At 37.5% G+C, this 12,791-nt stretch carries 11 protein-coding genes and 1 pseudogene; 7 read left to right on the top strand and 5 right to left on the bottom strand.

All coding sequences use genetic code 11. The features are described from left to right. The first annotated feature begins 441 nt into the window (after nt 1–441). On the top strand, nt 442–810 hold the full coding sequence (locus AC1FXP_RS13180; protein WP_480062089.1) for a winged helix-turn-helix transcriptional regulator: 369 nt from the start codon (nt 442–444) through the stop codon (nt 808–810). Nucleotides 811–1,052: 242 nt separating this feature from the next. Here the strand turns inward: AC1FXP_RS13180 and hxlB are convergent, their stop codons facing one another. The 4 genes and pseudogenes from hxlB to AC1FXP_RS13160 form a co-directional block, all read right to left on the bottom strand. Continuing rightward, entirely contained in the window at nt 1,053–1,625 is a 573-nt protein-coding gene (gene hxlB, locus AC1FXP_RS13175; protein ID WP_480062087.1) for a 6-phospho-3-hexuloisomerase, read from the bottom strand. Nucleotides 1,626–1,641: 16 nt separating this feature from the next. Then, nucleotides 1,642–2,283: a 3-hexulose-6-phosphate synthase gene (gene hxlA, locus AC1FXP_RS13170; RefSeq protein ID WP_480062085.1), complete on the bottom strand. Its 642-nt coding sequence runs from the start codon at nt 2,281–2,283 to the stop codon at nt 1,642–1,644. Nucleotides 2,284–2,642: 359 nt separating this feature from the next. Further along, a complete protein-coding gene (locus AC1FXP_RS13165) occupies nt 2,643–3,062 on the bottom strand; it encodes a hypothetical protein (protein WP_480062083.1) in 420 nt (139 codons plus the stop codon). 45 nt (nt 3,063–3,107) lie between these two features. Beyond that, nucleotides 3,108–3,301: pseudogene (locus AC1FXP_RS13160) on the bottom strand (orotidine 5'-phosphate decarboxylase / HUMPS family protein); the annotation flags it as partial. 523 nt (nt 3,302–3,824) lie between these two features. Between AC1FXP_RS13160 and AC1FXP_RS13155 the strand changes: the two are divergent. The 4 genes from AC1FXP_RS13155 to AC1FXP_RS13140 all read left to right on the top strand — a co-directional run bounded on the left by AC1FXP_RS13155 (nt 3,825) and on the right by AC1FXP_RS13140 (nt 10,342). Continuing rightward, on the top strand, nt 3,825–6,251 hold the full coding sequence (locus AC1FXP_RS13155) for a GcvT family protein (RefSeq protein ID WP_480062081.1): 2,427 nt from the start codon (nt 3,825–3,827) through the stop codon (nt 6,249–6,251). Between the two features lie 29 nt (nt 6,252–6,280). Further along, nucleotides 6,281–7,432 carry an N-methyl-L-tryptophan oxidase gene (gene solA / locus AC1FXP_RS13150; protein ID WP_480062079.1) on the top strand — a complete coding sequence of 384 codons (1,152 nt, stop codon included), beginning with the start codon at nt 6,281–6,283 and terminating at the stop codon, nt 7,430–7,432. A gap of 51 nt (nt 7,433–7,483) precedes the next feature. Further along, on the top strand, nt 7,484–8,632 hold the full coding sequence (locus AC1FXP_RS13145) for an aromatic ring-hydroxylating oxygenase subunit alpha (RefSeq protein ID WP_480062077.1): 1,149 nt from the start codon (nt 7,484–7,486) through the stop codon (nt 8,630–8,632). Between the two features lie 183 nt (nt 8,633–8,815). After that, a complete protein-coding gene (locus AC1FXP_RS13140; protein WP_480062075.1) occupies nt 8,816–10,342 on the top strand; it encodes a glycine betaine uptake BCCT transporter in 1,527 nt (508 codons plus the stop codon). A gap of 130 nt (nt 10,343–10,472) precedes the next feature. Here AC1FXP_RS13140 and AC1FXP_RS13135 read toward each other — a convergent pair whose 3' ends face one another. Continuing rightward, nucleotides 10,473–10,613: a transposase gene (locus AC1FXP_RS13135; protein WP_480062450.1), complete on the bottom strand. Its 141-nt coding sequence runs from the start codon at nt 10,611–10,613 to the stop codon at nt 10,473–10,475. Nucleotides 10,614–10,849: 236 nt separating this feature from the next. Between AC1FXP_RS13135 and AC1FXP_RS13130 the strand changes: the two genes are divergently transcribed. Together AC1FXP_RS13130 and AC1FXP_RS13125 are read left to right on the top strand one after the other, a co-directional pair. Continuing rightward, entirely contained in the window at nt 10,850–11,527 is a 678-nt protein-coding gene (locus AC1FXP_RS13130; RefSeq protein ID WP_480062073.1) for a hypothetical protein, read from the top strand. A 196-nt stretch (nt 11,528–11,723) separates the two neighbouring features. Beyond that, a complete protein-coding gene (locus tag AC1FXP_RS13125) occupies nt 11,724–12,203 on the top strand; it encodes a hypothetical protein (protein ID WP_480062071.1) in 480 nt (159 codons plus the stop codon). Nucleotides 12,204–12,791 lie beyond the last annotated feature (588 nt).

Genomic DNA, 12,791 nt, shown 5'->3' with positions numbered 1-12,791 from the left:
TTTGATCGCCTTTCTTTTTTTCATTATTTTCTCAAGGTAAGCTGTTTTGGATGCAAATCACCCTTTAAACACGGGGAGATGAAAAAGCAGCTGCTGACCGACAGTGACCGACAGATGTTAATATTTTGACGAGTTTCTTCCTATTATATAGATTTATTTTTGTGCTCCTTCTTCATCCTCCCTGACAGATTTATAAAAGGTCGTCTTTTTTAGACCTACTTCCTACATGGACTTCACAGCTGTTATCTCTCCTGCTTTCCATCAATGGTACACTTCTTTAAACCCATCTGTTATCTGATCTTTTGGCCGGAATACATAAATTTATGTTAGGAACTCTGACATAATTGTAATGTAATTAAAAAAAACAATTTAAAATGAATTAATAATATAGTAGTTTCGAAAAAGACATATTGTTAGTTATTTTTCCTAGGGGGGAAACACATGGGGTATAATACTTGTGATAAGATGTTTAACTGTGAAAAGGAGTTAACACTTTCTATTATTGGAGGTAAATGGAAGTTACCTATTTTATGGTACTTGGGTAAAGAGGGAACGAAACGATTCAGTGAACTGAAGTCTGTTATCCCAGATATTACCCCAAAAATGCTTGCTAATCAGTTGCGAGAGTTGGAAAAAGACTTCATTGTTGAGCGTAAAGTTTATCCCGTTGTTCCACCCAAAGTGGAATATTCACTTAGTGAAAAAGGAAAAACTCTGATGCCGATTCTTGATTCTATGTACGAATGGGGAAAACACCATAAGGAGACTGTTATGAAACAAAGGGTAGAAAAAATTGAATTAATCAATTGAAAAATCTTTTTCTTCTATATAACGGCTTAGCTCAGTTTTAGTCTGGTTTATTTAAATAACTCAATTCTTGCTGAAAATATAAACAGCATGTTATGAGACTTATCAAAAGTGAGTTTAAAGCAGGAGATTAGATATATATAAATATACGAAACTATTATGTTGCATTGAAAAGGCTCCGGATTTTTTATTAAGTCCGGAGCCTTTTTACTACTTTATCTAAGATCTAACCAAAATTTCTTTTTCTACTCAAGATTGGCATGTCTGCCAAACATAGTTTCGGAATTCAATCCCTTTTTCTCCATAGCTCTTAAGACAATGGCATCAAAGAATAATAGGAGCGTTTGTTCAAATAATGATCCCATTGGCTGTATGGTGTTAAATTCACTGTCTGTTTCGGCCTTAGATTTGGCAGGTAATTTAATAGAAATATCGGCTACTTTTCCAAGCGTTGATTCAGGAAAAATGGTCACAAGCGCTACGGTTGCACCTAAGCTTTTTGCTTTTTCAGCCATCGATATTAAACTTTTCGTTTCTCCTGATCCGGATCCAATAATCAAAATGTCGTCCTTTTCTAAGTTAGGGGTGACGGATTCGCCTACTACATAAGGATCTAAACCCATATGCATCATTCGCATTGCAAAGGACTTAGCCATAAATCCAGATCGCCCTGCACCAGCCACAAAAATTTTCTTTGATTCAAGGACATGGTCTACCATTTTCTCAGCTTCTTCATTAGTTAGTAAGTCAGCAGTTAGTAAGTCAGCGGTACGATTTAATTCTTTTATGATTTCAGTGAGATATTGAGTTGTCTGCATAATGATTTTCCTCTTCTCATGCAAAAGTTTCTTGTTTAATTACTCTTTGCATTTGAGCAGCAACTGCCTTTTTATCTTCTTGTCCTGTAATACCACCGCCTACAATCACAAGATCAGGCTGTGATTGTACCACTTCTGGAAGTGTGTCTAATTTAATCCCGCCTGCTACTGCTGTTTTTGCATTCTTTACGACACGCTTAATGGCTTGAAGCTGTTCAAAAGGGTTTTCACCAGCTGCTTGAAGATCATAGCCTGTGTGAACGCAAATATAATCCACACCAAGTGCATCCACTTCATATGCACGCTGTTCTAAGTCTTTTACATTAATCATATCGACAAGAATTTGTGTCCCTTGTTTTTTAGCTTCTTCCACAGCCCCTTTGATTGTTGCATCATCAGTTGCTCCAAGTACAGTAATAATATCAGCACCAGCTTCAGATGCCTTCATCACTTCATATGCACCTGCATCCATGATTTTTAAATCGGCTAATACTTGTAAAGAAGGAAACGCTTCTTTGATTTCTTTTACAGCTCTAAGCCCTTCATTAATGACAACTGGTGTACCAATCTCTACAATTTCAACATACTCCTGTACCTCATTTACTACTTCCTTTGCCTCTGGAATATTGACAAGATCCAATGCTAATTGAAGTTTCATATCTTCCTTCACTCCTCATTTGAATTTTTATTATGATGTTTCTATAACTTATTCTAGGTTATATTTTTCAATAAAGTAAGTACGCACTTTAATATCATATAGTGACTAAAAGTATACTGTTAGAAAAAGTTTTTTAAAAGATACATGAAATCCGCCTCTTTAGTACAACTTCGACAATATCTACCATGTTTTATAATCGGAGTTTCACCTTTGAAAGATTTAGCCTATTATAAATTTATTTTTGATTCAGCAACCTATCTACATTCAGGTTGGTATGAGTAATCGATATTTATTTTGTAAATACACAAATGGGATGGACTCACAATACACGTAATTCCTTACAACAATAAGTCTTATTTTCAGTCCGCTGTATTGGCCTTGGAGCTAGAAATGAGAAGTGGTTTCTTATTGATAGGGATTTCACCAATGAGAATGACTCCAACGATCCCAGAAATCCTTTTATTATATATGGATAACATGAAAGTTACTTCATCCTTCCACTGGAAATCTATATCGTGAGTGTCTGCTTCCAAATTTAACTCTATCTTATTCAAAAGCACACTTTTCTTTTCTTCTGCTATGCAAGTTGTAATATCTAATTGGTCCCAATAAGTCATTGAATAGTTACGAATACCGATTTTGATATTTTCTACACGCAAATCAATTAGAATCGATAAAAAATGTAGTGCATTATTAGAATTTAAATGGGTCGTTTTTAATGGGGGGAGGTTTACAATTTTCTCTAATGTCCTTTCGTTGGAAAATAGCCTTTTAAACATTCAAGATTCCTCATTTCCTTCATTCTCATCGCCAAAAGTACATGACACCACATAAGCACCAGCGTCCATAATTTTTAATCAGCCAACACTCTTAAAGAAGGAAGAGCTTCTTTGATTTCTTTAACCGCACGAAGACCTTCGTTAATCACAACAGGTGTTCTCATTTCTACAACATCAATATGCTTCTGAACCTCTTTTACTAGAATGTTTACAAGATCTAAAGCTAACTGAAGTGCCATAAAATGTTTACTTCTTAATAATGTAGTTTAGTTGATATGGTTTTTAGTGTAGATGAGATGCTGACAAAAAATAAGTACGCACTTTGAAATCATATAGTTACGAAAAATATACTATGGAAGAACGGAGTTGATATAGTAGCATGCGTGTTTGTCTAATTCGGTAAAGGATCCACTCTACCAAAAAATGAGAAGCTCATATTGGCATAATTACGTTTCGATCCTTAGATGCAAATTCATGATCAACCAACTAGTTTTTCCTGCTCCCTCCATCAAACCAAAACAAGCTAAGTTAACTTGTAGAAAATTCCATCCTGAAAAAAGTTCGTTATCCCTGTGAAATTGCTGTTTATTTGAGCTATACAAGAAAAAAAAGGGTCATTTTACGAACGATTAGAAAAAAAGAGCTTAAAAATTATGTGTTAAATTTTCTGACTTTAATTATTTAAATCTTCTGAGTATTGGAGTTATAATTCCCTCAACAAATTAATTTTGTAATAAGCAAGAGGGAGAGGGATGCCGCGTTATGGATCAAAAGAAAATTGTCATCATTGGAGCAGGTGTTGTTGGATGCAGCACTGCCTACTATTTAAGCAAAATGGGTCAACAAAACATTACGGTCATTGAGCAAGGACCATTATTTGAAACAGGGGGGTCGACATCGCATGCCCCTGGACTTGTGTTTCAACTTAATCCTTCAAAGCTATTAACAACCTTGGCCAATCAAACAGTCGAATGTTTTAAAGAGTTAAGCTCTGACGAAAACCCATCTTTTTATTCTGTTGGAAGTATTGAAGTGGCTAGTACTCCCGAACGGTTAGAGGATTTGAAACGTAAGGCAGGGTTAGCTGCATCGTGGGGAATGGAATCATTTATTCTTTCACCAGAAGAATGTGAGGAAAAGTGTTCACTCATCAATTCGGAAAATATTTATGGCGGACTATATGTACCGTCAGATGGAATAGCCAAACCGCTTCGTGCTAATGAAAAAATGGCTGAATTTTCTATATCTCAAGGCGCGGTATTTTATAGTCACACAGAAGTAACCGCCATTGATGTTGTAGATAGCCAAATAAAAGCGGTTGAAACAACGGCTGGAAGATTTGAAGCGGATATCGTTATTTGCTGTGCAGGATTTTGGGGACCTCGTATTGGGGAGATGGCAGGTGTGACGATTCCTCTTCAACCACTGGCACATCAATATGTGTTTACGAATGATTTACAGGAATTAGCTGACGAAACAGAAGAAGTAACAGCTCCTCTTATCCGTGATCAAGATCATGCTATGTATTATCGTCAAGTGTTCAACGGTTTGGGCATTGGCTCTTATCAACACCGTCCATTGCCTGTTGAGATTCGTGAAGTTACCAAATATGGCGAAACGAAAGAAATGCCATCTGTAAAGCCGTTTACACCGGAAGATTTTGAAAAACCATGGCAAGATTCACTTAAATTGTTTCCTGCATTAACACAAGCGGGTTTAAAAAGAGGAATCAACGGCATCTTCTCGTTTACGCCTGATGGAATGCCACTGCTTGGAGAGTCGCAGAACGTACGTGGATTTTGGGTGGCAGAAGCTATATGGGTAACCCAGTCTGCAGGTGTTGGGAAAGCAATGGCTGAATGGATTATTAATGGGGTACCAACCCTTGATTTGGAGTTATGTGATATTAATCGTTTTGACACATACGCACTAAGTCCAACTTATTATAAAAAGCGTTCCATTGAAAATTTTGAAAAAATATATGATATCCATCATCCGTTCGAGACGCCAGAAACATCACGCGACATGCGTGTGAGCCCTTATTATCTGCGTCAAAAATCATTGGGGGCTTACTTTAACGAAAGATCTGGATGGGAACAGCCACAATGGTATGAAGAAAATGATTCGCTTGTTGCAATGTATAAAAAAAACATCTTGGAGCATAAAGGATGGGCAGCTAAGTATTGGTCACCAACGATCGAGGCTGAACACCTACATACAAGGAAATATGTTGGACTTTATGATATGACAGCTACCAAAAAGCGACTCGAAATCAGCGGTGAAGACGCAGTTGGATTTTTACAACAACTGACAACAAGCAATATTGATATGTCAGTTGGTCAAGTAACGAATACGTTAATGCTGCATGAATTAGCAGGAATAAAAGATGAAATAAGAGTGATCCGTACAGGCGTTTCCACCTTCCTTGTACTTTGTACGGGAGCGGTTGAAGCTAGTTGGATCAAAAGACAATTACCAACATCAAGCCGAGTAAAGATTCAAGATGTAACAGCTGGTATATGCGGTCTTGGTGTAATCGGTCCAAAGGCAAACGACGTGATGCAATCTCTTGCTCCTGAAGCCTTTACATCAAAGGTATGGCAGCCTGGACAAGCAAAAGAATTGTTTATTGGAAATGTTACCGTATTAGCTGTTTATGATTCCTATCTTGGTACAGAAGGATGGGAGTTATTTACGACTTTCGATCAAGGATTGCAATTATGGGATCGATTAGTTGAAACCGGACAACCATACCAGCTCATTGCCGTTGGAGATCGTGCCCTTGAAAATCTTCGAATCGAATCACTTAAGTTAAGAAGTGGTAAAGACTTTTGGAGTGAGCATAGCCCATATGAAGTAGGGCTTCATCATATGGTTGACCTTAACAAACAAACTTTCATTGGAAAAGAAGCGTTGCTTGAACGTAATGATGAGGGACCGAAACTTCTGGCAATTACATTAGAACTGAATGACCCTTCAATGGTTGTAATGGGGTATGAACCTGTATTTGATGAAGATAAAGCGGTTGGTTTTGTCACAAGTGCTGGATATGCATATCATCTCGGCAAAGGGGTTGTACATGTATTGGTATTACCTGAAGCTGTAAAAGCAAGCAAGGAATTAAGTATTGAATACTTTGGAGAGCGTTACACAGCAAAAATCATCAGAGAATCTGTTGTGACTGTCTAATAAAAAAATGAGAAAACAGGAGGTGTCCTATGTCGAAAATGTATGATGTCATTATCATCGGTTTAGGAGCAATGGGGAGTACGGCTGCTTATCAATTAGCGAAGAGAGGTCAACGGGTACTTGGGCTTGAACAGTTTGGCCCGGCACATGATCAAGGTTCGAGTCATGGCGGCTCAAGGATTATTCGACAATCTTATTTTGAAGATCCTGCTTATGTTCCCTTATTGCTTCGCGCCTATGAATTATGGGACGAGATTGAACGAGAAAGTGGAGAAGAGATTTTGACGGTAACAGGCGGATTAATGATGGGTCCTCCTGATAGCTTAACGGTATCTGGGAGCATTGAAAGTGCAAAGCAGTGGAATCTTGCTTATGAGGTGTTGGAGGCAAATGATATTCGTAGACGTTTCCCGTTATTTAACCCATCTGATAATACCCTAGCCTTATATGAAGCAAAGGCTGGATTTGTCAGACCGGAACTAAGTGTCTATAGTCATCTTCTTCAAGCGGAAAAACACGGAGCTGACCTACGATTCTTTGAAGCAGTTCAATCCTGGGAAGCCCATCCTTCTGGTGAAGGTGTACGTGTTGTGACAGCTAACGGAACGTATGAAGCAGGAAAAATAATTATTTCTGCAGGAGCTTGGGCACCTCAGCTATTGAACGACTTAGGTGTAAGTTTACAAGTCGAACGTCATATTCAAATGTTCTTTGAGCCAACTGGAGGAATTGAACCCTTCCGTGTTGGAAAACAGCCGATTTATATATGGGAAGCAGAAGATAATGTGCAATTATATGGTTTTCCTTCTTCAGCACTAGGAGCTGAAGGAGCAAAAGTCGCCTTCTTCCGTAAGGGAAAACCTTGTACTCCAGACACCATTGATCGAAACGTGTATGACGATGAAGTAGAAATGATGAGAAGCTATCTTGCCCAAGGCATTCCAAAGTTAAATGGTCGTTTTTTACAAGGGAAAACTTGTATGTATACGAACACACCTGATGAGCATTTTGTCATTTCTGCTCACCCGGCTCACCCGCAAGTAACGGTTGCAGCTGGATTTTCCGGGCATGGATTTAAGTTTGCAAGTGTTGTAGGGGAGGTTTTAGCAGACTTAGTTATTAATGGGCAAACCAGTCATCCAATAGATTTATTCAAACCCCAACGTTTTATCTATCAGTAGGTTTTTTTACGGCAATACATTTTTTTTTAGACGATAAAGGAGGAAAGACAGATGGAAATGAATCAGACTGTAGCAAGTGAAAAAGGGAAATTAAAGGAAACATTGAAAGGAGAGCTGTATACATCTCCGGAAATCTTTGAACTAGAAAAAGAGCAGATTTTTGCTAAAACATGGACTTTAGTTGGCTTTGAATATGAGGTAGGGAAGCCAGGCCAGTACATTACAACAAAGGTGCAGAACGAAAATATTTTAATTGTCAGAGGAAAAGACAATGTGCTTCGTGCATTCATAAATGCGTGTCGTCATCGTGGAGCGACACTTTGTAATGACCCTTGCGGCAAAACGGGAGTTATTCGTTGTCCATACCATTCTTGGAGTTATGGTCTTGATGGTTCTTTGCTTGGAGTTCCAAATACAAGTGAATGCCGTGATGAGTTGGTTAACAATGAAAACTATGGCTTAGAGCCTGTGCACCTTCAAATATGGCACGGAATGATTTGGCTGAACCTAGCAGAAAATCCATTACCGGTTGAACAACAATTAGATACGCAAATATTTGCCCGTTTTGGCGAGCTTACTACATTTAGTAGATATCAAATTCAAGATTTAAAAGTCGCTCATCGTAAAGAGTACGAGGTAGCAGCAAATTGGAAACTTATCGTGGAAAATTTCCAAGAATGTTATCATTGTTCTTCTATTCATCCTGAATTAACAGCGACTCTTCCGGAATTCCGTTCAGGTATTGGTACTCAAAATTCAGTCGGTGGAGGAGCCGTGTTTAATGATGAGCTAGATGCTTTCTCAATAAGCGGCAAAGGCAATCGTCCGATGCTAAAAGGATTGCTTCCAGAAGATGATCGTTTATATTATGGCATAACGATTCTTCCGCTCGGATTTATTAATTTAACACCGGACCATGTCATTGTTCATCGTATCATTCCAATTAGTGCGGAGAAATCGAAAGTAGTTTGTGACTGGTTATTTGATCCAGAAGAAATGGAAAAATCAGATTTTGATCTAGAAGATGCTGTTGAATTGTTCCATCGAGTGAATATGCAAGATTTTGATGCGTGCGAGTGGTGTCAAGAAAACATGGGATCAAGAGCATACAAGAATGGCGGAATTTTAGTACCGATTGAACAACACGTTACCAAATTTTACGATTTTGTCTTAGAGTCAATAGGTATGAAAGTCGAATAATCAATCTGGTTTGACACGTTGTACTAAAGTTATACGTGTCAAACCCTTCTTTAAAAAGGTAGTTTTTTTAATAGGAGAGAGGAGATTGAACATGGAACAGCTGTTGATGTTCAATCAATTGAAGAATTAAAGAACCATAAGGATAAATTCTAAGAGAAGATCTGAAAAAGGAAGTGATGTGTTTTGGAACGTAACGATAGGTCGACTTTCAAAATTTCAGTAGGTATAGCTACTATTTTTTTATTAGTTGGTGTGCTTATACCAGAACAGTTTGCTGCTGCAATGACAGTCGTTCAACGTTTTATTCTTGAATCATTTGGTTGGTTTTATCAGTTAGTCGCTACTTTTTTTCTTATATTTGCTTTTGTTATGATTTTCAGCAAATATGGGAAAATCAAACTTGGTAAACCTGATTCTAAACCCGAGTACAGCCGTCCCACTTGGTTTGCAATGTTATTTTCTGCCGGAATGGGAATAGGTCTCCTATTCTATGGTGTCTCTGAACCAATTGCTCATTTTACCGCCCCTCCTTTAGGAGAGGGAAGTACAGAGGAGTCAGCCATTCTGAGTATGAGGTATACATGGCTTCATTGGGGATTACATGCTTGGGCCATCTATGCAATCGTAGCGTTAGCCTTTGCTTATCAAAAGTTTAGAAAAAATGCACCAGGTTTAATGAGCGCCGCGCTCTATCCTGTATTTGGTGAAAAGGTGAAAGGTCCTCTCGGTCAAACGATCGATGTGGTGGCTGTTTTTGCAACTTTGTTTGGGGTAGCAGCCTCTCTAGGGTTAGGATCAATTCAAATCAATGCCGGATTAGAATATCTTGTAGGTATTCCTAATAACTTTATGGTACAAATCATGATTATAGCTATGATATCAGTGCTCTTCATCATTTCAGCAAATACAGGTATTTCAAGAGGAATTAAGTATTTAAGTAACGTAAATATGTCCATTGCCGTTTTACTATTTATTACGATGTTTGTTCTTGGTCCTACTTTATTCCTGCTTAATATGTTTACATCAACATTAGGCAGTTATGTACAAAATGTAGCATTAATGGGATTGCGATTGTCTCCTTTTGATGCCAACGAAGCGGCTTGGACACAAGGTTGGACAATCTTTTATTGGGCATGGTGGATTTCCTGGACTCCGTTTGTCGGAATGTTTATCGCCCGTGTCTCAAAAGGTCGCACAATACGAGAGTTTATTCTGGCTGTTCTCCTCATTCCATCCCTTGTTTGCGCTCTATGGTTTACTGTTTTTGGTGGAACAGGTATTTATTTAGAATTTATCGAGGGTGTAAACGTATCTGGACAAGGAATTGAAACTGCGTTATTCTACGTTTACCAACAATTTCCTTTTGGGATAATACTGTCCATTCTGACGGTGGCCCTTATCATAACCTTTTTTGTTACTTCTGCAGATTCAGCAATTTTTGTTTTGGGGATGCAGACGACTGGCGGAAACCTAAACCCTTCAAACAAAGTAAAGGTCACATGGGGCTTAATCTTAGTAGCCTCTACCGTGGTATTAATGGCTTCAGGGGGATTAGCTGGTTTACAAACAGCTATCATTGTTAGTGCGTTACCACTAACATTCATTATCTTAATCATGTGCTATGGTTTGATAAAAGCACTTAATCAAGACTTTAAAGAGCAAAATAATAAAGCAATAATTAAAAAAGAGAGAGAAAAAACAGTGAGTTAGGATAGGAAAGAAATCTATCCGATAGATCACCTTAAACGATATCCAGCAAAAACAGGTGATCGTTTAAGAATTTCGCCTATGAAACTTTTATATTTTGAACAAAAATGAACGCCGCATTCCCCTTCAAAATCTATGATTTAGTGGGATTAGGCGTTTCTTCTTTTCCTTGGTTTTCAATGTATTCCTTTATCACTTCGATTGGCGCACCACCAGTCGTTAAAATCATATAAGTTCTACTCCAAAAATACGACTTCCAATGATAAGAGTTGATGTTGTGATTTGAGAGATTTTCAGATTTTGTGTCCTCCTTGGTTACTAATTAGGGGCATTTTTGCTTCGAAGCTTAGGACACCTCGTACTGTACCAAGAGGGCTCTTTTTGTTTCATCCTCAAATACCTTCATTACAGGAATGGTTCCTAGTAGTATCATAGCTTCGCTTGTTATACGAGATCTAAGTCCCAACCAGCCACAAACATGTTTCTACCAGTAGGGGGTGAACGGTTTAGTTGACGGGATCTAAGTCCCACGGGGGCGGACGTTCTACCCTGGCTACTGCTATAATAAGACCATATAAAAAAAGGTCAACCATATTCTCTTATCTGGTTAACCTTATAATACGAAAGGGTGCATTACTTCAACAAGGTAATTGGTTTTTTATGATTAAATGTATGGTAAAGGAGGCGGTTTTCATTAAAAAATTTAAAGTGAGTTTGCTGTTAGTGATTACGCTTATGCTAATAGTGGGTTGTTCTGAAAGTTCCTCAAATATTAAAGATGAAATCAGACATTTTTCTACTCAAGAAGAAACGTTAGGACATTTTATTGAAAAGGAAAATATAAGAGGGAACATTGACTTAGTTACAACAACAAAGAATGAACTACTATTAGTTGCACAGTCGAGCGAGAATATATATTTTGTTGGTGAACTAAAGGAAGATGACGAAGGATTTTATGCTTCTAAAATATCTGCAAGTGTTCATATGGAGATAGGTGCTGCTTGGGAACTAATCACAATGGATGGTAACGAATATACTATCTTTCTTGAAAAGACTAATGAAAAACCAAACTTCATTAGCCTGTCCAACGAAGAATACTTTATCTCAATTGTAGAGGGTCATACATTGAATAAAAATTCGATAAATGTAACAAATGCAATAAAAGAAGTAGATACTATAAAAGAGTAATTAAACTAACGGATGCGATTGCTGAACAAGCAGCAGTCTTACTATTGGACAGAAGAGTTGTATAAGAAAATAGTTTTTAAAGGGGAGATTCATTATCAATAAAGTTGGTGCTAGTGCTTTTAGTTTAATTATTGTTTTGTTATTAGCGGCAAGCGGAAACTCGTCGAGTGTTAATCAAGATAGTCAAGGGCATAGTTTGGTTAATAGCGAGTTTTCATTACAGGAACATGCAAAATATGCAGAGAGGCTTCAAGATGAACGAGGGCTAACCAAAGAGGAAGCTGATGAAGAAGCTTTTCGTGTTCAATTGAATGAAGTAGCAGTAATCAATAGAGCAATTGACGTAGGTATCAATGTTTCAGAAGAGGAAGCGTTGCAGAAGTCTCAAGAAACTAGAGAGACGTTGGAGTACGAAGAGGCTGAAAATGTTAAAGAGGTACTGATTAGCATTCAAGAAGAAATTGAACAATTAGGGATTTCTGAAGATGATTATTGGAATGAATATATGCTTAGTTCTTATGCTCATGCTGTAATGAGGGAAAAGCTAATGGAGTATGAACAAAATGAAAATCCAATGAAGAACTGGAATGAGCGTCAGCAAGAAATAATTGAGGATTTTACAGCCAGTGAATCTCTACAGATAAATGAATTTAAAAGAGAAATAGGGAACAAGTAGAGCCTATTTCTCTTTTCCATAATGGGTGCGTTGAACATGAACGGGTGAAGCATTTTTATTGAAGTTATTCAGCTAACGAGGCAGGGTAACGGAAGAAGAAATCACCATAATTTAACCAATTATATGTTAACATTAAGTGATAGATGTGCGATGTTCTTGATAGAAGGAGGTGTATGGATGGTAATTCATGGAGATTCAGGAGCAATAATATACCATTTTTTATTTACAGGACTTATCGTTTTATTTGTAATTGCGTTTACCCTTTTTATTATTAAATGGTTACATTTAATAATAAAAAGGGTAAATATTCTATTATTGTTGCCTCAATTATATTTATTCTTTTTATTGTTCTACATAATTTCGGCTATGAATTTTTTATCGTCTTTCAGTAGCATTGCATAAATAAATTCTACTAATGTCAAATCACTGTTTTTTAGTCACCTGTACAAGTCTGAACATTCAGAATTTGTGTTGTTCAGGTCAAAGTGAAAAAAGGACAACAGGCAAGTAAAACGGCAGTCCTTATCCACAATTTTACAATTATGCTTTTTCCTAGTTAAACAGTGGATCGTACGTCAAGTCGTCTAG

This window comes from Halalkalibacter sp. HAAS-P013 (assembly GCF_056619925.1).
The sequence above is the reverse complement of the archived record's forward strand: the minus strand, read 5'-3'. Positions and strand labels throughout refer to the sequence as shown.

Coding starts and splice junctions, on each gene's coding strand:
- AC1FXP_RS13180 (WP_480062089.1), top strand. CDS start 442: ATGGGGTATAATACTTGTGATAAGATGTTTAACTGTGAAAAGGAGTTA.
- hxlB (WP_480062087.1), bottom strand. CDS start 1,625: ATGCAGACAACTCAATATCTCACTGAAATCATAAAAGAATTAAATCGT.
- hxlA (WP_480062085.1), bottom strand. CDS start 2,283: ATGAAACTTCAATTAGCATTGGATCTTGTCAATATTCCAGAGGCAAAG.
- AC1FXP_RS13165 (WP_480062083.1), bottom strand. CDS start 3,062: ATGTTTAAAAGGCTATTTTCCAACGAAAGGACATTAGAGAAAATTGTA.
- AC1FXP_RS13155 (WP_480062081.1), top strand. CDS start 3,825: ATGGATCAAAAGAAAATTGTCATCATTGGAGCAGGTGTTGTTGGATGC.
- solA (WP_480062079.1), top strand. CDS start 6,281: ATGTCGAAAATGTATGATGTCATTATCATCGGTTTAGGAGCAATGGGG.
- AC1FXP_RS13145 (WP_480062077.1), top strand. CDS start 7,484: ATGGAAATGAATCAGACTGTAGCAAGTGAAAAAGGGAAATTAAAGGAA.